Origin of the sequence: Rhodococcus sp. BH4, assembly GCF_002079265.1 — a bacterium.
Classification (GTDB): domain Bacteria; phylum Actinomycetota; class Actinomycetes; order Mycobacteriales; family Mycobacteriaceae; genus Rhodococcus_F; species Rhodococcus_F qingshengii.
This window is the reverse complement of the sequence record NZ_CP014941.1, coordinates 5,588,901-5,609,641: the sequence shown is the minus strand read 5'-3', so window position 1 is coordinate 5,609,641 and position 20,741 is coordinate 5,588,901. Positions and strand designations below refer to the sequence as shown.

General features: G+C 62.4%; 26 protein-coding genes. 12 read left to right on the top strand and 14 right to left on the bottom strand.

Annotated features, from left to right (window positions below; all coding sequences use genetic code 11):
- Positions 1-80: 80 nt before the first annotated feature.
- The gene (locus A0W34_RS26005) at positions 81-539 is read right to left on the bottom strand and encodes a hypothetical protein (RefSeq protein WP_081558512.1); all 459 of its coding nucleotides are present in this window, start codon (positions 537-539) and stop codon (positions 81-83) included.
- 77 nt (positions 540-616) lie between these two features.
- Between A0W34_RS26005 and lexA the strand changes: the two genes are divergently transcribed.
- The gene (lexA, locus tag A0W34_RS26000; protein WP_174519486.1) at positions 617-1,306 is read left to right on the top strand and encodes a transcriptional repressor LexA; all 690 of its coding nucleotides are present in this window, start codon (positions 617-619) and stop codon (positions 1,304-1,306) included.
- Between the two features lie 13 nt (positions 1,307-1,319).
- Here lexA and A0W34_RS25995 read toward each other — a convergent pair whose 3' ends face one another.
- From A0W34_RS25995 to A0W34_RS25980, 4 genes are read right to left on the bottom strand one after another with little or no spacing between them, the layout of a single operon-like run.
- A complete protein-coding gene (locus A0W34_RS25995; protein ID WP_081558511.1) occupies positions 1,320-1,733 on the bottom strand; it encodes a (R)-mandelonitrile lyase in 414 nt (137 codons plus the stop codon).
- Positions 1,734-1,762: 29 nt separating this feature from the next.
- Positions 1,763-2,149, bottom strand: a complete 387-nt coding sequence (locus tag A0W34_RS25990) for a DUF2255 family protein (RefSeq protein WP_007729735.1) — start codon at positions 2,147-2,149, stop codon at positions 1,763-1,765.
- Positions 2,124-3,602, bottom strand: a complete 1,479-nt coding sequence (locus A0W34_RS25985; RefSeq protein ID WP_232329931.1) for an MFS transporter — start codon at positions 3,600-3,602, stop codon at positions 2,124-2,126. The genes A0W34_RS25990 and A0W34_RS25985 overlap by 26 nt, the downstream gene beginning before the upstream one ends.
- Before the next feature lie 36 nt (positions 3,603-3,638).
- Positions 3,639-4,676 carry a zinc-dependent alcohol dehydrogenase family protein gene (locus A0W34_RS25980; protein ID WP_030536486.1) on the bottom strand — a complete coding sequence of 346 codons (1,038 nt, stop codon included), beginning with the start codon at positions 4,674-4,676 and terminating at the stop codon, positions 3,639-3,641.
- A 167-nt stretch (positions 4,677-4,843) separates the two neighbouring features.
- Here A0W34_RS25980 and A0W34_RS25975 point away from each other — a divergent pair, with 167 nt between their 5' ends.
- Positions 4,844-5,728 carry a helix-turn-helix transcriptional regulator gene (locus A0W34_RS25975; RefSeq protein ID WP_081558510.1) on the top strand — a complete coding sequence of 295 codons (885 nt, stop codon included), beginning with the start codon at positions 4,844-4,846 and terminating at the stop codon, positions 5,726-5,728.
- A gap of 27 nt (positions 5,729-5,755) precedes the next feature.
- On the opposite strand, the gene A0W34_RS25970 is transcribed toward A0W34_RS25975, so the two are convergent.
- The 5 genes from A0W34_RS25970 to A0W34_RS25950 form a co-directional block, all read right to left on the bottom strand.
- A complete protein-coding gene (locus A0W34_RS25970; protein WP_081558509.1) occupies positions 5,756-6,898 on the bottom strand; it encodes a GGDEF domain-containing protein in 1,143 nt (380 codons plus the stop codon).
- Positions 6,899-7,016: 118 nt separating this feature from the next.
- Positions 7,017-7,490, bottom strand: a complete 474-nt coding sequence (locus tag A0W34_RS25965) for an RrF2 family transcriptional regulator (protein ID WP_081558508.1) — start codon at positions 7,488-7,490, stop codon at positions 7,017-7,019.
- A gap of 62 nt (positions 7,491-7,552) precedes the next feature.
- On the bottom strand, positions 7,553-8,302 hold the full coding sequence (locus A0W34_RS25960; protein ID WP_047271926.1) for an SDR family oxidoreductase: 750 nt from the start codon (positions 8,300-8,302) through the stop codon (positions 7,553-7,555).
- A 75-nt stretch (positions 8,303-8,377) separates the two neighbouring features.
- Positions 8,378-9,226, bottom strand: a complete 849-nt coding sequence (locus tag A0W34_RS25955) for an LLM class F420-dependent oxidoreductase (protein ID WP_030536489.1) — start codon at positions 9,224-9,226, stop codon at positions 8,378-8,380.
- 44 nt (positions 9,227-9,270) lie between these two features.
- A complete protein-coding gene (locus A0W34_RS25950) occupies positions 9,271-9,591 on the bottom strand; it encodes a GYD domain-containing protein (RefSeq protein WP_007729728.1) in 321 nt (106 codons plus the stop codon).
- Positions 9,592-9,672: 81 nt separating this feature from the next.
- On the opposite strand from A0W34_RS25950, the gene A0W34_RS25945 reads away from it, so the two are divergent.
- The 4 genes from A0W34_RS25945 to A0W34_RS25930 all read left to right on the top strand — a co-directional run bounded on the left by A0W34_RS25945 (position 9,673) and on the right by A0W34_RS25930 (position 11,784).
- A complete protein-coding gene (locus A0W34_RS25945) occupies positions 9,673-9,855 on the top strand; it encodes a hypothetical protein (protein ID WP_007729726.1) in 183 nt (60 codons plus the stop codon).
- 44 nt (positions 9,856-9,899) lie between these two features.
- A complete protein-coding gene (locus A0W34_RS25940) occupies positions 9,900-10,715 on the top strand; it encodes a DUF72 domain-containing protein (protein ID WP_081558507.1) in 816 nt (271 codons plus the stop codon).
- A 70-nt stretch (positions 10,716-10,785) separates the two neighbouring features.
- Entirely contained in the window at positions 10,786-11,295 is a 510-nt protein-coding gene (locus A0W34_RS25935; RefSeq protein ID WP_030536492.1) for a hypothetical protein, read from the top strand.
- 33 nt (positions 11,296-11,328) lie between these two features.
- Positions 11,329-11,784, top strand: coding sequence for a PPOX class F420-dependent oxidoreductase (locus A0W34_RS25930; RefSeq protein ID WP_081558506.1), 456 nt, complete (start codon positions 11,329-11,331; stop codon positions 11,782-11,784).
- Positions 11,785-11,786: 2 nt separating this feature from the next.
- Here A0W34_RS25930 and A0W34_RS25925 read toward each other — a convergent pair whose 3' ends face one another.
- Entirely contained in the window at positions 11,787-12,230 is a 444-nt protein-coding gene (locus tag A0W34_RS25925; RefSeq protein WP_064687803.1) for a winged helix-turn-helix transcriptional regulator, read from the bottom strand.
- A gap of 117 nt (positions 12,231-12,347) precedes the next feature.
- Between A0W34_RS25925 and A0W34_RS25920 the strand changes: the two genes are divergently transcribed.
- The gene (locus tag A0W34_RS25920) at positions 12,348-12,752 is read left to right on the top strand and encodes a PaaI family thioesterase (protein ID WP_003940256.1); all 405 of its coding nucleotides are present in this window, start codon (positions 12,348-12,350) and stop codon (positions 12,750-12,752) included.
- Position 12,753: 1 nt separating this feature from the next.
- Here the strand turns inward: A0W34_RS25920 and A0W34_RS25915 are convergent, their stop codons facing one another.
- On the bottom strand, positions 12,754-13,269 hold the full coding sequence (locus A0W34_RS25915; protein WP_003940222.1) for a MarR family winged helix-turn-helix transcriptional regulator: 516 nt from the start codon (positions 13,267-13,269) through the stop codon (positions 12,754-12,756).
- 58 nt (positions 13,270-13,327) lie between these two features.
- On the opposite strand from A0W34_RS25915, the gene A0W34_RS25910 reads away from it, so the two are divergent.
- Both A0W34_RS25910 and A0W34_RS25905 read left to right on the top strand, forming a co-directional pair.
- The gene (locus A0W34_RS25910) at positions 13,328-14,761 is read left to right on the top strand and encodes an FUSC family protein (protein ID WP_081558505.1); all 1,434 of its coding nucleotides are present in this window, start codon (positions 13,328-13,330) and stop codon (positions 14,759-14,761) included.
- A gap of 58 nt (positions 14,762-14,819) precedes the next feature.
- Positions 14,820-15,419, top strand: coding sequence for a TetR/AcrR family transcriptional regulator (locus tag A0W34_RS25905; protein ID WP_081558504.1), 600 nt, complete (start codon positions 14,820-14,822; stop codon positions 15,417-15,419).
- A 21-nt stretch (positions 15,420-15,440) separates the two neighbouring features.
- Here A0W34_RS25905 and A0W34_RS25900 read toward each other — a convergent pair whose 3' ends face one another.
- Positions 15,441-15,881, bottom strand: coding sequence for a VOC family protein (locus A0W34_RS25900; protein WP_007729713.1), 441 nt, complete (start codon positions 15,879-15,881; stop codon positions 15,441-15,443).
- A gap of 174 nt (positions 15,882-16,055) precedes the next feature.
- Here A0W34_RS25900 and A0W34_RS25895 point away from each other — a divergent pair, with 174 nt between their 5' ends.
- Complete coding sequence (locus A0W34_RS25895) at positions 16,056-17,219, top strand: alpha/beta hydrolase family protein (RefSeq protein ID WP_081558503.1); 1,164 nt, start codon at positions 16,056-16,058, stop codon at positions 17,217-17,219.
- 61 nt (positions 17,220-17,280) lie between these two features.
- On the opposite strand, the gene A0W34_RS25890 is transcribed toward A0W34_RS25895, so the two are convergent.
- Positions 17,281-18,012 (bottom strand): TetR/AcrR family transcriptional regulator, encoded by a 732-nt coding sequence (locus A0W34_RS25890; RefSeq protein ID WP_030536498.1) that lies wholly within the window; start codon positions 18,010-18,012, stop codon positions 17,281-17,283.
- 284 nt (positions 18,013-18,296) lie between these two features.
- Here A0W34_RS25890 and A0W34_RS25885 point away from each other — a divergent pair, with 284 nt between their 5' ends.
- Both A0W34_RS25885 and A0W34_RS25880 read left to right on the top strand, forming a co-directional pair.
- Positions 18,297-19,181, top strand: coding sequence for an ABC transporter substrate-binding protein (locus tag A0W34_RS25885; protein WP_232329930.1), 885 nt, complete (start codon positions 18,297-18,299; stop codon positions 19,179-19,181).
- Positions 19,178-20,740: a multicopper oxidase family protein gene (locus tag A0W34_RS25880; protein ID WP_081558502.1), complete on the top strand. Its 1,563-nt coding sequence runs from the start codon at positions 19,178-19,180 to the stop codon at positions 20,738-20,740. The genes A0W34_RS25885 and A0W34_RS25880 overlap by 4 nt, the downstream gene beginning before the upstream one ends.
- Position 20,741: the final 1 nt, after the last annotated feature.

Here is a 20,741-nt window from a genome sequence, read left to right as displayed (position 1 = left end):
CGGTCGCACCACCCAGACGTCGGTCCGACGTCTGGGAAGGGTGAACGTGACGCTGCAAGATGTCGGTATGGCGTGACTGCTCAGGCTGATTCTGTCCGCTTGACCCGCGCGTTATGCACAACCATCGGGACAGTTATTGCCAGGACCATCGCTATCACGAACACCGATATGAAGACCCAGGGGCGCGCTGCTTCGGACGCTCGCACGGTCAACACAGCTCCACTCGTAAGCAGGGGCATCCCTGCTGCCGCGAGTAGATCGACGTGCCGCGGGGCGACGGGAGGTCCGGCGAAGTATGGAACTCGAACCCCTGAGTTCTCCCGAAGCATCCGTCGCTCCGACATCGCGTAAGTGGTCGCGCCGACTACGAAAATGGCCAGTCCGAGTACGACAAGACCAATTCCCGTTCGGGTGGTGAGCGCGGCAAACATGAACACCGATGTCACTGCCGGATAGAGCACCACCATCTTCCAGAGTGGAGTCTTGGTCCGCGTGTCGACTGCAACACTGATCGGGCGCATCGGTTCGAGAGGCTCCATCAGCTCAGCGTGCCATGCGCCGCTCGGGAAACAAACTGCCTGTGCCGTTTCTGGCAGACTCCGGCTGCCTGGCCTGGATGTCGGGACCCCTCACTACGATTCTCATCGTGACCGATTACGACGATCTCGACATGTTCGGTGGCCTCGACGCCTCCTCCCTGCCGCTCCGCCAGCAGCAGATTCTGATGACCATCCGGGATCTCGTGGCTGCCAACGGGTGCACGCCGAGCACACGGCAGATCGGAGACGCGGTTGGTCTGCGCTCGACGTCGACGGTGTCCAAGCACCTCAAGAGTCTCGAAGAGAAGGGCTTCCTCCGTAGGGGAGCGGCCATGGCTCGGCAGTTGGACGTGCGGCCGTTCCTCGTAGGCGCGAAGGAACAGTCGTCGTCGAATACGGTGACGGTTCCGGTCGTCGGTGACATCGCGGCCGGCGCGCCGATCCTCGCGGAGGAGCACGCCGACGAGGTGCTTGCGCTTCCTCGCGAGCTCGTCGGCTCCGGCACGGTGTTCGGACTTCGGGTGCGTGGTGAGTCGATGGTCGACGCAGCGATCTGTGACGGTGACGTCGTCGTGGTGCGCCGCCAGGACGAAGCTCATTCCGGTGAGATCGTCGCCGCGATGATCGACGGCGAGGCCACGGTGAAGGTGCTCCGGCGTCGCGACGGTCACGTGTACCTCGAGCCTCGCAATCCCGCGTACAGCGTCATCGACGGCGATCGCGCGGTCATCCTGGGCAAAGTTGTTTCCGTGATGCGCCGTATCTGAGAGGTGTCCGGTCTCAACGACGTTTGGCGCGGGGACCGCCGTATTCCTCATCGGTGACTTTGTCGCCCCATGTAGTTTCGGTGCCTCCGTCGCCGGGTCCTTCCCACAGTGCGAGGTGGCTCATGAAACGGTCGGGTGCCGCGCCGTGCCAGTGTTCCTCTCCCGCTGGGGTGTAGACGGTCTCACCCGGGTGGACTTCGACGATCTCGCCGCCGCGAGCTTGAACCAGCGCGGTACCGGAGACGATGTGGAGGGTCTGTCCGACTGCATGGGAGTGCCAGTCGGTTCGCGCGCACGGTGCAAAGCGAACCATGTTGGCGCGCATCCTCGACGGCTCCTGTCCGGCGTAGATGACGTCCCACCAGACGTCGCCGGTGAACCAGTCGTTGGGTGCTTTGCTGGTGGGCTGGGGCTTCAAGATTTCCATGAGGTCTCCTCGGAATCGAAAGGGGCGGTTCAGTTCTGCGTCAGCGGAACAAGTCGAATGGTGTTGGGTGCGGCGGCGCGGCCGGTGACGGAGCCGACGATCTGCGGGCCGTAGCGGTCGTACTTGGTGTGATAGGCGGAGTCGATCGACGAGTGGGCATCCGGTGCGGCGGACTCGAACGCCACGTCCCGCTCGATTCCTCCTGCTCGGATTCGGCCCGTTCCACTTGCCGTTGCTCGGACGAACCACGGGTTGTCGGTTCCGTAGGCCGAGCGAACGTACAGTTGGTTGTCGGTACGGACAACCCAAATCGTGACGTACGGCCTTGCGGTTCCGTCTCGGCGGTACGAGGAGACCTGCAACTCCTCGGCGTCGCCGATCTTGGTCAGTTCAGCCTCGGTCCACGAGTGCGACATCTCGGCTTCCTTTCCCCTGGTCGAATTGCTTTGCGGTACTTCGCGTTCTCGTAGCCGGGACGATCAGTGCGAGGACGATGACGAGACAAGCGGCGAGCAGGGCGGTGCCTGCGGTGAGAGCCGTTGATACGTGATCGGTGAGTGCCGTTGTAGCGTCGTCGGCAGAGGATCCGGCGCCCGCGGAGACTGCGACGAGGATGCCGAGTCCGAGAGCACTGCCCAGTTGATGTGCAGTGTTGACCAATCCTGATGCGGCACCGGCATCTTCGGCCTGTACCCCGGAGATGCCAGCAGAAGTCAGTGGGGCGAAAGCCAACCCCTGTCCGGCGCCGATCAAGATCATCGGAAGTGCTATCGCAGTGAGGTACGTGCTGCCGGGATGGACCAGACTGAGCCACGCCATCCCGGCTAGGGTGACGGTAATGCCAACCGACAGAATTGCGGAATTTCCGAATCGCGGTGTCAGTCGCGGAATAAGCATCGCCACAGCAAAATTGACGATCGTCATCGGGAAGAAGGCGATGCCTGCTTGGAACGCGCTGAAGCCCATGACGCCTTGGAGTAGCTGAGTCGTGAAGTAGAAGAATCCGATCATGGCACCCAGATAGAGCATTCGGGCGGCGTACGCCCCGGATCGCTCCCGGCTACGGAACAACCTCAGTGGCATGATCGGCTGCTCCGCTCTCGCTTCGTTGAGGAAGAGCAAGGTCAGTTGTATCGCCCCGGCCGCCAGTGTCGCAACGGTGATCGGTGAGGTCCACCCCGCTTCGGCCGAGTTGACGGTGCCGAAGACGAGCGCGGTCATCCCGAGTGTGGCGAGAACAGCGCCGGCCACATCGAAACGTCCGGAGTTGGGCTCGGTTTCCGGAATGAACCGGGGAGCGAGAGCGATCATCGCGATACCGATCGGAACGTTGATGAAAAAGCCTGCGCGCCAAGACACCCAGTCGGCAAGGGCGCCGCCGATCACGAGTCCGAGGCTGGCGCCCATTCCCGCAGCAGCGCCGTACCAGGCAACAGCGCGCGTTCGCTCCGGGCCGGGCGGGAAACTGGCGGTCAGCAGTGACAGCGACGCCGGGGCGACCACTGCTGCTCCGACGCCTTGGAGAGCGCGCGCTGCGATGAGCCACCAACCGTTCGGCGCGACCCCGACGAGAAACGACGCAATCGCGAAAATCGCGAGACCGGCCACGAATACGCGACGACGGCCGAAGATGTCCCCGAGACGAGCACCCAGCAGGAGAAGCCCGCCGAACACCAGGGTGTAGGCGTCCTGGACCCAGGACAGCCCGGTTGCCGAGTAACCCATGCTGCTTTGGATGCTGGGTAGCCCGGTGAAGATGATCGAATTGTCGAGCAGGATCATGAAATAGCTGATCAGAATGATCGCCAGGATCGCGGTGGGATTGATGCGACCGGCAACAGGACGGGTGGCAATGTGGGTCACGCGCATCTTCTTCGCAAGTGGTGGACTTTCGCAAGTGGTGGACTACGGGCGGACGAGGACCTTCAACGATTCACGGGAGTCCATGGCTCGGTAGCCTTCCGCTACGTCGTCGAGTCCGACGGTGTGGTCGAAGACCTTGCCCGGCTCGATCTTTCCATCGAGCACATCCGGCATCAGCTCTTCGATGTACGCGCGCACCGGGGCCGGTCCACCGGTGAGTGTGATGTTGGGTCCGAAGAGTGTCCCGAATCCGATTGGAGCTTCTTCGTATTGTGGTACCCCGACTCGGCTGATGACGCCGCCCGGTCGGACAACTCCGAGCGACTGCTCGTAGGCAGGCATGTGACCTACCGCTTCGAGGACGACATGAGTGCCGTCGCCTCCGGTCAGTTCGCGGACTTTCTCGATGCCCTCATCTCCACGTTCGGCAACCACGTCGGTGGCTCCGAACTCGAGACCGAGATCCGTGCGGGTCTTGTGGCGCCCCATGAGGATGATGCGCTCGGCGCCGAGGCGTTTGGCGGAGAGCACTGCCATCAGCCCCACGGCTCCATCGCCGATGACCGTGACCGTCGTGCGTTGGTTGACGCCACCCTTGACCGCCGCGTGATAGCCGGTGCCGAAGACGTCGGAGAGTGTGAGCAGTGACGGTAGGAGTTCGGAATCCTCACCGACCGGCGCCTTGACCAGGGTGCCGTCTGCCAACGGCACTCGGATGGCCTCTGCCTGACCGCCTCCGATCCCGTTTCCGGCCCAGAATCCACCGTGTCGGCAAGACGTCTGCAAGCCTTCGCGGCAGAAGTCGCACGTCCCGTCGGACCAGGCGAAGGGGGCGATGACGAAGTCGCCCTTCTTCAACGTGGACACCTCGCGACCGGTCTCTTCCACCACTCCGACAAATTCGTGGCCCATCGGGGAACCACCGGGCGTGGCCGGCATGTTGTGGTAAGGGTGCAGGTCAGAGCCGCAAACGCACGCCCTGACGACCCGCACGATCGCGTCCGTCGGCTGCTGCAGTGCCGGATCGGGCACGGTCTCGACTCGAACGTCTCCGGCGCCGTACATGATGGTTGCTCGCATGGTGTCCCCTCTTGCTTCTGGTGTCGCGTGCTTCGAAGTCGACGTTTCGGCGTGGACCGGTCGACTGCAATCAGTCAACGCCGCGCCTCGCGGGCGCGGGAGTGTCTGTTGTTCCAGGTAACGGCAGTACCTCCCTCGGTCTTCTCCGCTCGAGTAACGTGAACTGCATGGACAACCGAGCCGAGATCCGCGAATTCCTCAGCTCCCGTCGTGCTCGCATCACACCCGAGCAGGCAGGGCTGCCGGCCTACGGCGGGAACCGTCGCGTCAAGGGGTTGCGCCGTGAGGAAGTCGCTCTGCTCGCCGGTGTGAGCATCGACTACTACGTGCGCATGGAACGCGGAAATCTGGCGGGAGCGTCGGACTCGGTGCTCGAAAGCCTTTCCCGAGCAATGCAACTCGACGAAGCCGAAACTGCCCATTTGTACGACCTCGCGAAGGCCGCCAGTGCAGGCGCACCGAGTAGAAAGCGGCCCGCCCCCAAGGGCGTGAGCCCGGCGATTCAGCAGATACTCGACGCCATCACCGACGCGCCGGCGTGGGTACGTAATGCCAGGCACGACATGCTGGCGGCCAATCGTATGGCGCGCGCGTTGTATTCGCCGGTGTTGGCCGATCCACGTAGGCCGGCGAACAACGCCCGGTTCGTGTACCTGGACCCGGCATCGCAGGACTTCTTCGTGGATTGGGAGCGCGCGGCAGACGACATCGCCGCGATGCTCCGCTCGGAAGCGGGGCGCAATCCCCATGACAGGGCGCTGACCGAGCTCATCGGTGAACTTGCCACTCGCAGTGAGGTATTCCGCACCCGGTGGGCGAAACACAATGTGCGCTTTCATCGGACGGGATTCAAGAAGGTTCGTCACCCCGTCGTCGGCGACCTGGAGCTGAACTTCGAGGCGATGGAACTGCCGTCCAATCCCGGGCTGACACTGCTGGTCTACACCGCGGCGCCGGGGACGCCCACGGCTGACGCACTCAAACTCTTGGCGAGTTGGGCGGCAACACAGGATCAGCTGGATCCGGCGAACGACAGCGAAGCGGCGCTCTGAATTCGATCGACAGGTAATCGTGTCGATTCAGCTCAGATGCGTTACTGCCCAAGCTACCTGGTCTCCACCTCGTCGTTTCGCCCGATACATCGCGTTGTCGGCGTCGGCAAGAATCCGATCGATGGTTCCCGAAGCGTCCGGGATTGTCGAGGACAGCCACACGCTGGCTCCGACGCTCACGGAAATCGACTGCCGGCCGGCGGGCCGAGATATCGAATTGTGAATGTCCACCACGGTTTGTTCGATGCGACGTGGCTCCACGGGCATGAGAATCACGAACTCGTCGCCGCCAGTCCGCGCAACCAGCCCGACCTCTCCGACCACCGAGTTCAGGCGCCGGCCGACTGTCACCAGCATCCGATCGCCTTCCGCGTGACCCAGTTTGTCGTTGACGCTCTTGAACGAATCGACATCGATCACCACCGCAAGGACTACGTGTCCTTGGAGTTCGCCGACACCGAACAACTGTTGCCAGACATTGTGCAGCCCACGTCGATTCAGGGCAGCGGTGAGTGGATCGCGCCAAGAGTGTCGTGCGTCGTCGGTCAAATACAGGACGAGGAAATGCACGGTCATCGAAGCTGAAGCGATAACACACCCGATGACGAATCCAGTGGACACCGACAGCGAAGAGTCGGTATCCGCATCGGTTACAGCTCGAATTGTCAGTAGCGCAACGACGAACAGCGCACCGGTGATCTGTGCGGTGACTATTCGAGGGCTGTGGAATACCGACGAATAGTTCGCGACGACCACGAACAGAACGGTGCCGGTCAATGCCAGGAAGCTCGAATGGATTCCGGCGAGAAGTATCAAGGACAAGCAGATATTGGTGAGCGAAACGAAACGAACGGATTGATGGTGACTCGGCCAAGACCGACCGAGTGACCAGCGAATCATGCAGTAGAGCGCGATCATGCATGCTGCGCCCGCCGCGAGCCGTTCAGGGAGCTCGGTTGCGCCACCCTTCACGAATTGAGCCAGTACGGCGAGTGCCACGAACACAGCACACCAAAAGGTGACGACCACCCTGGCTGTCCCCAACATCGATCGAGCAGCCAGGAACCTCGGGAACCATTCGCCGTCGTACGCAAGAGACCACCAGCGACTCAACAGTCCAGTTGTTTGACGAATGTTCTGCCCCAACCCCGCAGCGCCACTGACTCCCATGAAACCCCCTCCGAGATCTTGCGAAAATTCCCGGAAGATTCTTCGTCAAGATTTGATCCCCGAACAAGGTACCCGATAGTCGAACGATGGATTGCCGTCTCGTGGGGTGTGGGCTGCTCTAGGGTGTGATCGGTGTGATCGGTGTGGTCAGGATCTTTCTGAGTGCCGGAAGGTCCAGGGTTGCAGCAAGATCTGCAATAGTGACCCCCGACAGCGATGCGCGCCAGGCTTTTTCGGCGTCGGCCATGACCTTGGCGATTCCGCAGGCGGAACGGCACTGCTCCGGTGGAGCGGCGAGGATTCCTTGCTGTCGAATCTCCGTGCACCGGAACGCAGGTTCGGTGCCGTCAACGGCCTGTACGACGTCGAGAACGGTGATCTTCTCGGGAGCCCGGGTGAGAACGTACCCGCCGTCTCGGCCCTCGGTCGGATTGACCAGGTCGGCGTGCGCGAGCGCTCGCAGATGCTTCGCCAGGTATGTCTTCGACACCCCGTGAAGTTCGGCGAGTCTGGCTGTGGGTACCGGCCCCTCGGACTGGCTCAGAACCACGCAGCAGTGGAGTGACCACTCCACGCCTCCGGAAAGCTTCATGATTGGACTCTATCGACGCCGCGGAAAGCGGTGCGGGCCGGACGTCGCTCGAGTTGTCGACGTCAGGCCTTCTCGGCAAGCCACGCGTCGTATGTTGTCGGCGCGATCCATGCATCTGCACCGGGCGTCGGGGTCAGTGCCGAGTTGTCGAGTTTCGCGCCGAAGTAGCCGGCTTCGGGATCGGAGATAACCGAACGCTTGTCGCCGGTGACGAGGAACAAGCGCCGGACCAGTTCGTCGATGCCCAGCGGTTCGGGTCCGGCAATCTCGACCGTGCCGTTTTGCGGCGCGCCGGTCACTACCTCGGCGACGTGGGACACGACGTCTCGAGACGCGATGGGTTGCAGATGTCCCGGCGTTGCGTGGACGGCGCCGTCGGTGGTTCCCGCGTCGGCGATTCCGGCGACGAACTCGAAGAATTGGGTCGATCGGACGATCGTGTAGGGGGTCGGGCCCGCTTTGACCAGGTCTTCCTGGGCGACCTTGGCTCGCATGTACCCGGAATCGGGCAGTCGATCGGCACCCACGATGGACAGTATGACGTGGTGCCCGACGCCTGCCTTCTCTTCCGCGGCGAGGATGTGGCCGGTTCCGTCGCGGAAGAAGGCCAAGACGTCGTCGTCCGACCACGAAGGGGAATTGGTCAGATCCACGACGACGTCGGCACCCTCGACTGCCTCGGCGATACCTGCGCCGGTGGTGATGTCGATCCCGTCGCCGCGACCGAGCGCCTTCACGTCGTGCCCGGCGTCAGCGAGCTTGGCGGCGACCTGGCTTCCGATGAGTCCGCTTCCGAAAATGACGATCTTCATGTTTTTCTCCTTTACTCGGATAAGTAGTGTCCAAGTATACTCGGACACTACTTATCCAAGTCAAGGGTTGCCCGGTCAGTCGAAGAGTTCGGCGGCCAGTGCTTCGTAGGTCGCGATCGGATCACCTTCGGCGGGAAGTGCTTGGATCGCAACGTGATCGGCACCCGCCGCGACATGCTCCCGAAGTCGATCCGCGATGGACTTCGCGGTACCACGCGCAACCAGGGCGTCGATGACGCGATCGTTCCCCTCGTTGGCCAACTCTTCGGGCGCAAAACCGAGGCGCTCGAGATTGCTCGTGTAGTTGCGCAGATACAGATACGGGTTGGCGACGGCGGGGCGACCGATTGCTCTGGCCTTCTCCGGATCGGTTTCCAGGACGACCTTGTGCTCGGGGGCCAGGATCTTCGAAGGGCCGAGGATTTCGCGAGCTTCGGCCGTGTGTTCGGGGGTGGTCAGGTACGGATGCGCGCCGGCGGCGCGAGCGGCGGACAGTTTCAACACCTTCGGCCCCAGTGCGGCGAGGACGCGCCGCGATTCCGGGACCTGGGCCGCGTCGAGTTCGTCGAGGTACGACACGAGTGAGGCGTACGGCTTGGTGTAGTCGCCGGTCGCCTCCGGATGTCCGACGCCTACGCCGAGCAGGAATCGACCCGGGTGCGCGGCTTCGAGTCGGTGATAGGACTCCGCCACCTCAGCCGCAGGTGAGGACCAGATGTTGACGATTCCGGTTGCCACGGTGATGTGCTCGGTCGCGTCGAGAAGTTTCTCGGCGATCCGTAGATCGGCGCGTGGGGAGCCGCCGATCCAGATGGTGCCGAAACCGAGTTTCTCGATCGCAGTTCCCAGCTCGGGCGGCAAACCAGCCGCTCCTCGCCAGATTCCGTAGGTGCCCAGGTCAGGTGTTTTCGTAGTCTCCGTCACAGCGGGTGCAACTCGGCTGCTGCCGGGATCTATTCCTTCCGTCGTCATTTGCCCGGCGCGCGGTAGTCGGTCGGTCGCTTGACTGCCTCGTCGATCTGCTCCGGCGTGAGCAGTGTGATCGACTCCGAGCGTGCTGCACCTGCCGCAGCCGTGCGAATGCTCAATGCGGCTGCCGCGACGTCGTCCGGCAGGTTGCCGATCACGAACATGTCGTGACCGCCCAGTGCGAAGTGGCAGGATTCGACAGTGCCACCGATGCTTTCGACCATTCGCGTTATCGCGTCGCGCCGCGCAGTGCCTCCCTCCTGCTGTAGACCGGCGGCGCCGGAGGGTGAGTACGTCACTTGCCAGAGGTATTTCGGCATTTCCACTCCTAGCTCGGGATGGGTACTTCGATCGTGTACCCGTAGGGCGCTCGGTGGCAATGGGTAGGGGACAATCACGGCATGGTTGGAACTCCGGTGATCGTGACTATCGTGTCCGTGTGTGTAGGTTTTGTGATCTTCATGCTCGCTGCCAGTGGTGCACGCGGAAAGTGGGACCGTCGCCTCGTGATCGCGTTGTTCGTCGGTGCGGTGGTGTGCCTGACCGTCGTACCGGTATCCGTCGCGCTCAGCGCCGGAGTTTGAAACACGGAGTGCCAAAACGCTCGAGTGCCGCTTAGTCTGAATCGATGGCAGATATTCGGGTAGGTATCTCCGGGTGGACGTATCCCGCGTGGCGCGGAGATTTCTATCCGAAAGGTCTTGCTCACCGCAAAGAATTGTCTTATGCCGCAGAGAGATTGACGTCGATCGAGATCAACGGCTCGTTCTACGCGCTGCAGAAGCCGGAAAGCTACACCAAATGGCGCAGCGAAACTCCCGAAGATTTTGTGTTCGCGATCAAGGGCGGCCGGTACATCACACACATGAAACGGCTGCTCGACGCCCGTGACGGACTCGCCAACTTCTTTGCCGCCGGAACACTCGCCCTCGGCCCCAAGCTCGGGCCGATTCTGTGGCAACTACCTCCGACGCTGCAGTTCGAATCGCAGCGATTGGCCGACTTCTTCGACGGTCTTCCCCGTACCACTCAGGCTGCAGCCGATCTGGCAGCACAGCACGACGACAAACTCACCGAAGACCGAGTGTTCGCCCAGACCGAGAGGGACGTGCCGATTCGCTACGTGGTGGAAGCGCGGCACGCCAGCTTCGAGACCGACGAAGCCGTGGACCTGATGCGCGAGCACTCCATCGGTTTTGTCGTCGCAGACACAGCCGGCAGGTATCCCCGCATCACCACTCCTACTACCGATTTTGTCTATGTGCGGATGCACGGGGACAAGGAACTGTATGCGAGTGGGTACACCGACGAAGCTCTGGACAAGTGGTCCAAGCGCTTTCGGGATTGGATGGACGAGGGCCTCGACGTGTACGTCTACTTCGACAACGACATGAAAGGCTTTGCGCCGCACAACGCAATGTCCTTGTTGGAGCGGCTGCGCTGACGGATCGCCTGGCCTGTCGGTGGGATGTGGAAGGCTTCCGCATGAACACGAGGACCGAGGAGATACCACGATGACGCCAGAACAGCGGACGCCAGAACAGAGCTGGCCGACGCATTGGCCGAAGGTCGCCCGTGACATCGCCGATGCCACGGCCGACGCACTCGCCGCGGTGCGGGCGGCAAATCGTGACGGACTACTCGTGGCTGTCGAGGAACTGCGCGGGCTCTCTTTCGAGCAGGTCAGCTCGGTTCACGCGGCGATCGTGCGCGAATTGCTCGAGGACACGCATCCGGACGGCTTGTCCAGCGAGGACGTGCAGGATGCGCTCACCGCCTGCGCCAAGTCCACGATCGTGTGGCTGCCGGATCTGGACGTGCAGGCGCTCGCTGCGGTCTACACCGGGGCGCTCGGGATCTCGGATCTGGAAGACGATTCGTTCCGTATCGGGCACGGCGCGTACCTGCGTTCGGCGGTTCTGGTCATCGGGAGTTTGTCGACCGGAGTGAAGAAAGCTCAGAGCGCGTACATCATTCGTGCAATCGGCGAAATCGCACGTGCTCAGACCATCGAGATGCCCTGAGCGTCAGTTCGTAAATCGAATTAGGCTGAGGTCATGTCCAAGATCGCCAGCGCAGATCGTGTGTCGTTTGCCGAGCTCCTCGAATTCGTCAGGCCGCGCCATCGGGCCACGTTCGTCACGGTGAAGAAATCCGGCGAGTTGCAGATCTCTCCGGTGACGTGCGGGGTCGACGACGAGGGTCGGATCGTCATCTCCACGTACCCGGAACGGGCCAAGGCCGCGAATGTCCGCCGCACCCCGGCGGTGTCTCTGTGTATCCACTCCGACGAGTGGAACGGCCCGTCCGTCCAGGTGAACGGAACCGCGGAGTTGATCGACCTCCCGGACTCGGTGGAACCGTTGGTCGACTACTACCGATCCATCGCCGGTGATCATCCCGACTGGGACGAGTACCGCGAAGCCATGCGCAAGCAGGGTAAGAGCCTGATCCGCGTCACCGTCGACTCCTGGGGTCCGATCGCAACAGGCGGGTTTCCGCCCGGACGCTGACGCTATCGAGCAGGCGGCGAGAGTTCGACTACATGCGCGTCTTTGGCGGCCAGCGGCTCTTTGCAGTGCGCGCACACAACTTGGGCGTGCAGGATCTCACCGCAACGGTGTTCGACGACGGTTGGCGGTGGACCCGTCGTCGCAAAGGCGTCCCCCCATTCCATGAGCGCCATCAGAATGGGATAGAGCGCCTTCCCTGATTCGGTGGCGACGTATTCGTAGCGCGGTGGATGGTCTTCGTAGCGTCGCTTCGTGAGGACGTCGGCGTCGACAAGGGTGCGTAGACGCGCGGCGAGGATGTCGCGGCTCGCACCCGTGCCCGCGGCGATCTCGTCGAACCGTCGTTGCCCGAGGACGATTTCCCGGAGCACCAACAGTGACCACTTCTCGCCGACGACCTCCAAGGCGTTGGCGATGGAGCAGTTGCGTCCTTTTGTCGCCGTCATCTCTGGGCCCCTGTTAGTTGGAAATGTTAGTTGGGAATTCCAACTTAGCACTTGACGGCATGTATTCGAGGGCGGAAGGTAGGTCGAGAAATCCAACGGAGCAGATGAGGGGTCGTCATGACGGAATTGAATCTCGAGGCAGCAAGCGGATTTGTCAGCGCTGCCGGATTGCAACTGGACGAGGTGTCCGGCACGAAGGTTGTCGGGCACATCGATCTGTCCGAGGAGCATCACACGCCGTGGGGCGTAGTCCACGGCGGTGTCTACACGACCGCCGTCGAGTCCGCCGCGAGCATCGGGGCCAGCACTGCAGTGGCGGACCGTGGCGAATTTGCCGTCGGAGTGCACAACGGAACGGATTTCCTGCGGGCGCGTACGGGTGGGCGCGTGGACGTCGTGGCTGTGCCGATACAGCAGGGCCGGGTTCAGCAGTTGTGGTCGGTGGTCATCACCGATCCGGAATCGGGCAAAGAGGTGGCGCGCGGTCAGGTGCGTTTGCAGAACGTGCCGCTGCCGAAGTAGGTCAGTCCCAGATCCCCGAGTCGATGTTGAGTGAGATGCGTTTGAGCAGTGCCGTCAGTTGGGCACGTTCGTCCTCGTCGAGTCCGGTGAGTACTTGACGGTCTCGCTCGACGCGTCGGGGAAACTCTGCCTCGACCAATGCGCGACCGGCATCGGTGAGTTGAAGCAGAACCACTCGTCCGTCGTGTTCGAAGCGCTGACGCTCGACAAAGCCCAGCTTGGCCAGGCGGTCTGCGTGTTTTGTGGTGGCGGCGCCGCTGACCATCGTGACGGCGGTGACCTCGCTCGCCCGCAGGGGACGGTCACTGCGAGCGAGCGCGCTCATCACGTCGAATTCGGCTCGAGAGACCCCGCTGGACGCCAGCGCCCGGTCGAGCTGGTGAAGAGACTGCGCGTTGATGCGGGCGATCCGGCCCATCACCTCGACGGGAGCAGTGTCGAACTCGGGGTAGGCGCGCTTCCATTCGCGACGGACTTTGTCGATGAAGTCGTCTTCGGATCTGTTCGCCGCGCCCATGGCCCCATCTTAGCGACAGATTTCACATTACTTCACAAGTAATTTACTAGTGAAATAAATGTATGCTGGGTGGGTGACCCGAACCGAAACCGCAGCCAGGACGCCCAGCCGTCTCACTCATTCGAGTGAGGCCATTGCACATACCGTCTCCGGGGCGACGTGGCGAGCGGCTTTTCGTATCGGATCCGCGGACGCGACCATCGCCCCGGCGATCAGAGTCGGACTCGCCACCGCCGTAGTCCTCGTGGTCGGCGGACTGCTCGGGCATCGGGAATTGGCCGGCTTCGCGGCCTTGGGTGCGCTGTGTGCCGCGTTCGGCAGGTACGAGCCGTATCCACGGTTGGCCGGCAAGCTGGCAATGGTGGGTGCTGCACTGGTGGTTTCGATTGCCTTCGGCGGCGCCATGGGTGTCGCGGGCGTTCCGATGTGGTTGCAGATCGGCATCCTCTCTTTGCTTGCGGGTGCGTCGTACTGCTTCATGTCGGGCTTCCGGATCACCGGACCAGGGCCCGTCATCCTCGTCTTCGCGGCGACCGGTGCAGCCGGATATGCCTCCAGCGTTGATGATTTGGCGCGGTTGGTCACTGCCGGTGCGCTCGGAGTTCTGGTCGGTTGGGCGGCCGCGATGCTCCCAGCGCTCGTACTGCCGATGGGACCTGCCCGCCTGGCAGTTGCCCGTGCAGTTTCTGCGGTGGGGCGTCTCGAACAGTCCGGCGCAGGCGGAGTGGAACCGGCGCTCGGATCGATTGCCAACGCCCGCTTGGTTATTGCGTCGAGTGGCCGGATCAAGTCGACCGTCGATCACGGACGCGAACTGGTGGCGGTGCTCGACGAAGCAGAAGCGGCAGTTCAGGAGTGGCAGTTGCACGGCGACGCCACCCTGATTCGCAGCATTGCTCGGCACGAGAAGGAGCTTCGGAAGCTCAAGCGTTCCAGCATGATCGAACACGATCTCGCACCGGCAAAGAACCTGGCCGCGCCCGAAGGCTATTTTCTCGAAGGATTGAATCGGCTGTATTCGCGCCCGGTGCGGATGAATGCTCTCCGCATCGTGGCAGCGTCGGCTCTGGCCGGTTGGCTCGCGGCGGGAGCCGGGTTGGAGCATCCGCTCTGGGCGTCGATGGGTGCCATCGCCGCGATGCAGGGGCTGAACTACAAGCAGACCGTCCAGCGTGGGATTCAGCGGTTGGTGGGAAATGTCGGTGGCGCCGTCGTCGCTGCTGCTCTCATCGCATTGACGCTCGGCTACTGGCAAGCGGTTGCCGTGGTCGTGATTCTGCAGACTGCTGCTGAGCTGCTCGTGATCAAGAACTATGCACTGACATCACTGGCCGTCACCCCGATGGCACTGCTCCTCATCGGGTTCAGTGCTCCGATCGGGACCGAAGCGGCAGTGGCTCGCGTCGCGGACACTCTCATCGGCGTGGTGATCGGTGTTGTCGTCGCCGCTGTGACGATCAGTCGATCGGATCGCCACCACGTCACCGTGTAACCGGTACTGCCGTGTTTCCGGTACTGCCGTGTTTCCGGTACTGCGTAGGCTCCTGCAGGTGGAGGACAGCACGCCGGTCGACGGCCGGAAACTGCGTTACCAGCATCGCCGTGCCGAATTGCTCGAGCAGGTAACCGCGTACGTCACGGCGAACGGCGTCGGTGAACTGTCCATGCGGCCATTGGCCAAGGATCTGGGGATCAGTCATGCGACACTCATCCATCATTTCGGTTCGAAGGAACAACTGCTCACTGAAGTGGTTGCCACCCTGCGAGACAGTTCTTCTCTCGACATCTCTTCCGGGACCGACATCGTCGAGATGTTGACGAGTTACTGGAATGGGCGCACATCAGCGGAATCGTTGCCGAACTTTCGCTTGATGTTCGAGATCTACGGACAGGCGTTGTTGCATCCGGAGCGGTATCGCGAGTTTCTCGACCATGTGGTGGGGGACTGGTTGGGTGGTTTGGCGGAAGCTGCGCTCGCGCACGGATGTCCACCCGATCGCGCTGATCGCTACGCGACGATCGTGTTGGCGCAGGTTCGCGGGTTGACGCTCGATCTGGTGACCACCGGTGACCGCGTCAGAATCGACGCGGCGTTCGCCGAATTCGCGGCTGCGATGGGCGCTCTGGCCAGCTCCTGGAAGGCGATCTGACGCTCCGAATGCCGTGACGCTTCAGGCGATCTGCTCGAACAGGGACACGATGATCCCTTCAGGCCCCCGGACGTAGGCCATGCGCACGCTGTTCTCGTACTCGCCGATCCCGCCGATGAGTCCGTAACCGTCCGCAGCCACCGCGTCGACCGCAACCTGGAGATCGCCCACCTCGAAAGACACGTTGCGTATCCCGATCTCGTTGGCCATCGGAGCAGGCGATCCGGGTACGTGCTCGGGCGTGACGAAGGACGAGAGCTCGAGCCGTGATCCTTCGCCCGGCGGGCGCAGCATGGCGATTTCGCACTTGGCTCCAGGGATACCGCAGACGGTTTCCACGAACTCACCCTCCACGGATCCGGTGCCCTCCACCTCGAGACCCAGACCGACGAAGAATGCCGTCGCTGATTCGAGGTCCGCGACGGTGATGCCGATGTGGTCGAAACGCTGTACGTGTGCCATGGACACATCCTCCTACTGTTTTTTCGTGCGGTTCGATGCTAGGTCGGAGTTAGGGCGTGAATCTCGACATATACGTTTCACGAAGCTGCAAGATTTTGCTTGACCGATCGGTTAAACAAAATCTACGATAACGTCCAACGAGGTCGCCCACCGCACGAACCGGAGTCGTCAGACGTGAAATTCCAGTCGAAGTCGTTTGCCCGCGTATCCATCGCAGCCCTCTGTGCTGCAACGATCGGCTCCGCCGTTGCTGCGCCCATCGCGTCCGCACAGGCACCGAGCGCGTCGCAAGCCACCGGCACTGTGGTGTCGAGTGAGCCGCTACCGAAAGATCTGTGGATTCCGGGTACCGCCGACGCCAAGCGATTCACGTACTGGACCATCGGTTCCAACGGCGGGCCTGCGCTGAGCAGTGGCGCGTACTACGTCCCGGCCGGTCCGGCACCGGAAGGTGGTTGGCCCGTCATTGCGTGGGCGCACGGCACCACGGGACTCGACGATTCCTGTGCCCCTTCGCTGGTCGGTCCTGGCCTGCCCGAGCGCGACTACCCCTACCTGGGGCGTTGGCTCTCCGAGGGCTACGCCGTAGTCGCCACCGACTACGTCGGTCTGGGAACACCGGGGCTGATGCCGTATCTCGACGGAAAGGTGGAGGCGCACAGCGTCGTCGACTCGGTCAAGGCTGCTCGGGTGATCGACCCCACCATCTCGAATCGGTGGGCAGTGGTCGGGCAGTCGCAGGGCGGCGGTGCGGCCATCACGACGGCGCGCTACGCCACTGAATACGGTGGGGATTCTCTCGACTATCGCGGCGGGGTGGGTACCGGAGTGCCGGCCAACATCGAGTTGACCCTCCTGCCTGCCGGTCCGGGCTTCCCTCCCATCGCCCTCGGCGGCGGATTGACGTCGTACGCGCTCTACATCCTCGCGGGCTTGCGGGAAGCGCACCCCGAGATCGACTTGAATTCCTACCTGAACGACTTGGGAAGGGAAAAGGTCGACTCGGCCGAAAAGCTCTGCGCCGCAGACCTGGACGAGGCATCCAAGGATCTGGTCCTCGGTGACATTTTCTCCCGCCCGCTCAGTCAGATCCCGAACTTCCAGGGTCTGCTGAACGATTACATGGGTGTACCGACCAGTGGATACGATCGCCCCATCTTCATCGGCCAGGGCTTGCTCGACGTGGATGTCCCTGCACCGTCTGCACTTTCGCTGGTTGCAGCGTTGGTCGCCAACGGTGAACCGGTCACGTTCAAGACCTACAACACCGATCACAGCGGCGCTTTGGTCGAATCACAGGCTGACACGATTCCGTTCGTCGCGAACCTGTTCCGTTAGACATATCGAGAATCCACTCATCCGAGGGTTGCTGTCGCACAACTGCGACAGCGACCCTCGGTCATTTCTGTGACTCCTTGATTGCGTTCAGCCGCGCCTCGAGGCCGTCGAGGACACGGTCGAGTGTGTAGCGATAGTGTTCTGCCCGTGTTGCTTCCGCAGCATCCGGTGGACCGGCGAACTTCCCGATCAGTGTCTCCATCGATGAACGAGGATCTGAGGGTCCGTCGTTACTCAGTCGTTCCAGCATCGCGCTGTGATCGGGTGAAGGCTGTCCGCTGGGAATGCGCCTGGCGTCGTTCATGGCGATCAGTGTGATTGTCGAGGTGAAGGCGACGGTGTAAGCCTGAGCGGCTTCTTCCCCGAACCCGGCGTCGATCAGCGATGCCAATCCGGCCTCCATGAGTTCCCGGCTGCGCTGGGTGGCAACTCCGTTCATCAGCAGCCACTGTGCCGCGCCTGGACACTCGATCAAGGCCTCTCGCATCTGCAAGAGCAGATGCGTCAGCCATTGACGCCAATCTTCTTGTGCAGATGGCACGTTCACGGCCGACACCGCACTGTCGACCACCGCAGCCGAGAGTGCGTCCCGATCTCCGACGAGTCGATAGACGACGGAGAACGACGTATCGAGTTCGCCGAGCAGCTGCCGCAGCGACCAGCCCTCGACTCCGTGCTCGCGACTGAGCCCGAACGCCACGGTCAGCACCGCGTCCGCAGTGATCCCGGTGTTGTAACTCCGGCGGCGCTGTGATTTCGCGGCGGACTTCTTGTCAGGTGATGGCGCAGTCATGGTCCGACCGAGCTTAGTGGCGTCGGATCGGTGTGCGTAGTCGACGCAAGCGATTGACGGATGTACTTAGGTGAGGTTTACTTGCCAAATCCGAGCAGTGCTCGGATTTATGCGAACCCCCCGATTTTTCGAAGCTGAAGGACACCATGAAGTTGAAAACGCGACCCGGTTACCTATCGAGGCTGGGTGCTTCGCTGCTGGTCAGTGTCGTTGCCCTGACTGCGGCCGCCTGTAGCTCGAGTGAGGCGGGACCGACGACGGAACCTGCCGAGGGAACGCGTGTTGTGTCCCACGAATTCGGTGAGACGTCGGTTCCGGGCGACCTCGGGCGAATTGTTTCCCTCGACGAATACGCCGCACTCGGTCTCCTTGCCGTCGGCATCACCCCTGACGTGGTCTTCACGTCGTGGGGATCGGAGATCGGCCAGGATATCTTGGCGTCAGCGGGTACCGAGGTGGTCACGGTGCCGCCGCTCGGTGCACCCCCGATCGAGCAGGTCCTCGCCCAGGATCCCGGACTGGTCATCTTCACGTCGATGGGCGATCGGAGCTACTACGACTCCCTTGCGTCGACCGTACCCACAGTGCCGGTCCCGGCCGTCACCACTCCGTGGCGTGAGAATCTTGCCTTCTTCGGACGCGCTTTTGATCGTCAGTCGGTTGCCGACAAGCTGACTGTCGCTTTGGAGGGCAAGATCGCTGACGTCTCTGCTCGGTCCGGTGGTGAAGTGAACACCGTGTCGGTGCTGATGAGCAGTTCTGGAATCCTTGCCACCACCACCGAGCAGGCGCCGCCGTCGTTGCTGTTGGCGGAGAGCGGCTTCGGGCGTCCGGAATCCCAGCGAGCGAATGCCGCTGGAGGACTGCCGTATGCGCCCCTGTCCGACGAGGCGATCCCGGCGCAGGATGCTCGGATCGTAGCCGTGTTCGACGAGGGCGTGTACGAGTTCGGCAAGGTTGCCGGTGTTCCCGGATTCTCGAGTCTTTCAGCGGTGCAGGAGAACCGAGTGGCCAAGGTCAACGGAGACATGTGGCTTGCCACTCATCCCTTCGCCACCTTCTGGATGATCGAGGACATGGATGCCATGGCTGCCGGCAATCTGACCGGCACCGGAACCGAAGCTGTTGCCGCGACGCGCTATCAGGAATTCACGGCGCTGACGGCATGAGTTCGAGAGCGTTGAGTCGGCGCCTGGCTCTGCGATGGGGAGCGGTGACGCTCGGCTCTGCGGCTTTGGGCTCTGCGGCTTTGGGTTCTGTGGCACTGAGTGCGTGCAGCCGTGGTTCGGCGAACGAAACCGGTTCTGAGATTTCACCGTTCGACGACGAAGTTCGTGCTGCCGAACAGGCGAGATTTCATAGCGGGCGCACAGTCGAACGGAATCTGACAGCTGCACCGGCTCGGGTGAGTCTGGGCGCCAGAGAGGTCGACACATGGTCGTACGGTGCGGAAGCAGTTGGCCCGGAGCTTCGAATCTCCAAGGGAGACCAGCTCAATGTTCTTTTGCAGAACGACCTTCCGACGGAGACCTCGGTGCACTGGCACGGCATTGCGATCCGCAACGACATGGACGGCGTCCCGCCGGTCACCCAGGAACGAATCCAACCAGGTGCCGAGTTCACCTACGACTTCGTGGCCCCGGATCACGGAACATATTGGTACCACTCCCATTCAGGCTTGCAGGCCGATCGAGGGTTATTCGGTGCACTCGTGGTCGAGGACCCGAACGACCGGACCGGCGCCGACGAGGACGTCGTCATCGTGATCGACGACTGGCTCGACGGGCTGGGAACAACCCCGGATGCAGTGCTTCGCGCATTGTCACCGGACGTGCAGGGAGGACACCACGGGCACGGCGGCACTCCACCGGAAGTCGATGGTGCAGAGATTGATTCTGCCGCAGAACTTCTCGGCAGTGGTCACGGAAATTCCGAGGCGCTCGGTGGAATGGCAACGCACATCACGTATCCACTGCACCTGATCAACGGACGGCCTGTGGAAGATCCCTTCGTCGTCAGTGCGACGGCCGGAACTCGGCTTCGATTGCGGGTGATCAATGCCGGGGCGGAGACTCCGTACCGTTTCTCGGTCGCCGGGCACGAGATGACCGTTGTCAGTGCTGACGGGCAGGACGTTGCCTACACAGCCGGAGACGAGATTCTGATCGCACCCGCGCAGCGATACGACGTATTGGTGACGGTGCAGTCCGGCTCGTGGCCCATCGCCGCGAAGGTGGAAGGGAAGTCAGGTGGCGTCGCGTGCCTGCTTCGGACGCCGGATTCGGTAGCGGTCGTCGACCTGACTTCGCCTGCAGTGCTGTCAGGTTCCGGCGGTCGGCTCGTTCTGGAATCGGAGCTTCGCCCGTCAGGAGCGCTGGAGCAGAGGGCACCGGATCGTGCGTATTCGGTGGATCTCATTCAGGCCGGCGATCGATACCTCTGGGGAATGGCGGGCGCCGATGCAGGTCGGTTGAGAATGAAGCAGGGCGAGCGAATACGAATCGTCATGAACAACGCCACCGACATGTGGCACCCGATGCACACCCATGGGCACACCTTCTCGGTTCCCTCCTACGGCGGGCTTCGCCGAGACACCGTGATCGTACTTCCGCGTACACAAATGGCGATCGACTTCGACGCCGACAATCCAGGACGGTGGATGTTTCACTGTCACAACGCGTACCACTTCGAGGCCGGGATGACTGCCGACCTCCACTACGTTCGATGAG

Excerpts from the sequence above, each read along its gene's own strand:
- A0W34_RS26005 (WP_081558512.1), bottom strand. The coding sequence starts at position 539 with ATGGAGCCTCTCGAACCGATGCGCCCGATCAGTGTTGCAGTCGACACG.
- lexA (WP_174519486.1), top strand. The coding sequence starts at position 617 with ATGTCGGGACCCCTCACTACGATTCTCATCGTGACCGATTACGACGAT.
- A0W34_RS25995 (WP_081558511.1), bottom strand. The coding sequence starts at position 1,733 with ATGGAAATCTTGAAGCCCCAGCCCACCAGCAAAGCACCCAACGACTGG.
- A0W34_RS25990 (WP_007729735.1), bottom strand. The coding sequence starts at position 2,149 with ATGTCGCACTCGTGGACCGAGGCTGAACTGACCAAGATCGGCGACGCC.
- A0W34_RS25985 (WP_232329931.1), bottom strand. The coding sequence starts at position 3,602 with ATGCGCGTGACCCACATTGCCACCCGTCCTGTTGCCGGTCGCATCAAT.
- A0W34_RS25980 (WP_030536486.1), bottom strand. The coding sequence starts at position 4,676 with ATGCGAGCAACCATCATGTACGGCGCCGGAGACGTTCGAGTCGAGACC.
- A0W34_RS25975 (WP_081558510.1), top strand. The coding sequence starts at position 4,844 with ATGGACAACCGAGCCGAGATCCGCGAATTCCTCAGCTCCCGTCGTGCT.
- A0W34_RS25970 (WP_081558509.1), bottom strand. The coding sequence starts at position 6,898 with ATGGGAGTCAGTGGCGCTGCGGGGTTGGGGCAGAACATTCGTCAAACA.
- A0W34_RS25965 (WP_081558508.1), bottom strand. The coding sequence starts at position 7,490 with ATGAAGCTTTCCGGAGGCGTGGAGTGGTCACTCCACTGCTGCGTGGTT.
- A0W34_RS25960 (WP_047271926.1), bottom strand. The coding sequence starts at position 8,302 with ATGAAGATCGTCATTTTCGGAAGCGGACTCATCGGAAGCCAGGTCGCC.
- A0W34_RS25950 (WP_007729728.1), bottom strand. The coding sequence starts at position 9,591 with ATGCCGAAATACCTCTGGCAAGTGACGTACTCACCCTCCGGCGCCGCC.
- A0W34_RS25945 (WP_007729726.1), top strand. The coding sequence starts at position 9,673 with ATGGTTGGAACTCCGGTGATCGTGACTATCGTGTCCGTGTGTGTAGGT.
- A0W34_RS25940 (WP_081558507.1), top strand. The coding sequence starts at position 9,900 with ATGGCAGATATTCGGGTAGGTATCTCCGGGTGGACGTATCCCGCGTGG.
- A0W34_RS25935 (WP_030536492.1), top strand. The coding sequence starts at position 10,786 with ATGACGCCAGAACAGCGGACGCCAGAACAGAGCTGGCCGACGCATTGG.
- A0W34_RS25930 (WP_081558506.1), top strand. The coding sequence starts at position 11,329 with ATGTCCAAGATCGCCAGCGCAGATCGTGTGTCGTTTGCCGAGCTCCTC.
- A0W34_RS25925 (WP_064687803.1), bottom strand. The coding sequence starts at position 12,230 with ATGACGGCGACAAAAGGACGCAACTGCTCCATCGCCAACGCCTTGGAG.
- A0W34_RS25920 (WP_003940256.1), top strand. The coding sequence starts at position 12,348 with ATGACGGAATTGAATCTCGAGGCAGCAAGCGGATTTGTCAGCGCTGCC.
- A0W34_RS25915 (WP_003940222.1), bottom strand. The coding sequence starts at position 13,269 with ATGGGCGCGGCGAACAGATCCGAAGACGACTTCATCGACAAAGTCCGT.
- A0W34_RS25910 (WP_081558505.1), top strand. The coding sequence starts at position 13,328 with ATGTATGCTGGGTGGGTGACCCGAACCGAAACCGCAGCCAGGACGCCC.
- A0W34_RS25900 (WP_007729713.1), bottom strand. The coding sequence starts at position 15,881 with ATGGCACACGTACAGCGTTTCGACCACATCGGCATCACCGTCGCGGAC.
- A0W34_RS25890 (WP_030536498.1), bottom strand. The coding sequence starts at position 18,012 with ATGACTGCGCCATCACCTGACAAGAAGTCCGCCGCGAAATCACAGCGC.
- A0W34_RS25880 (WP_081558502.1), top strand. The coding sequence starts at position 19,178 with ATGAGTTCGAGAGCGTTGAGTCGGCGCCTGGCTCTGCGATGGGGAGCG.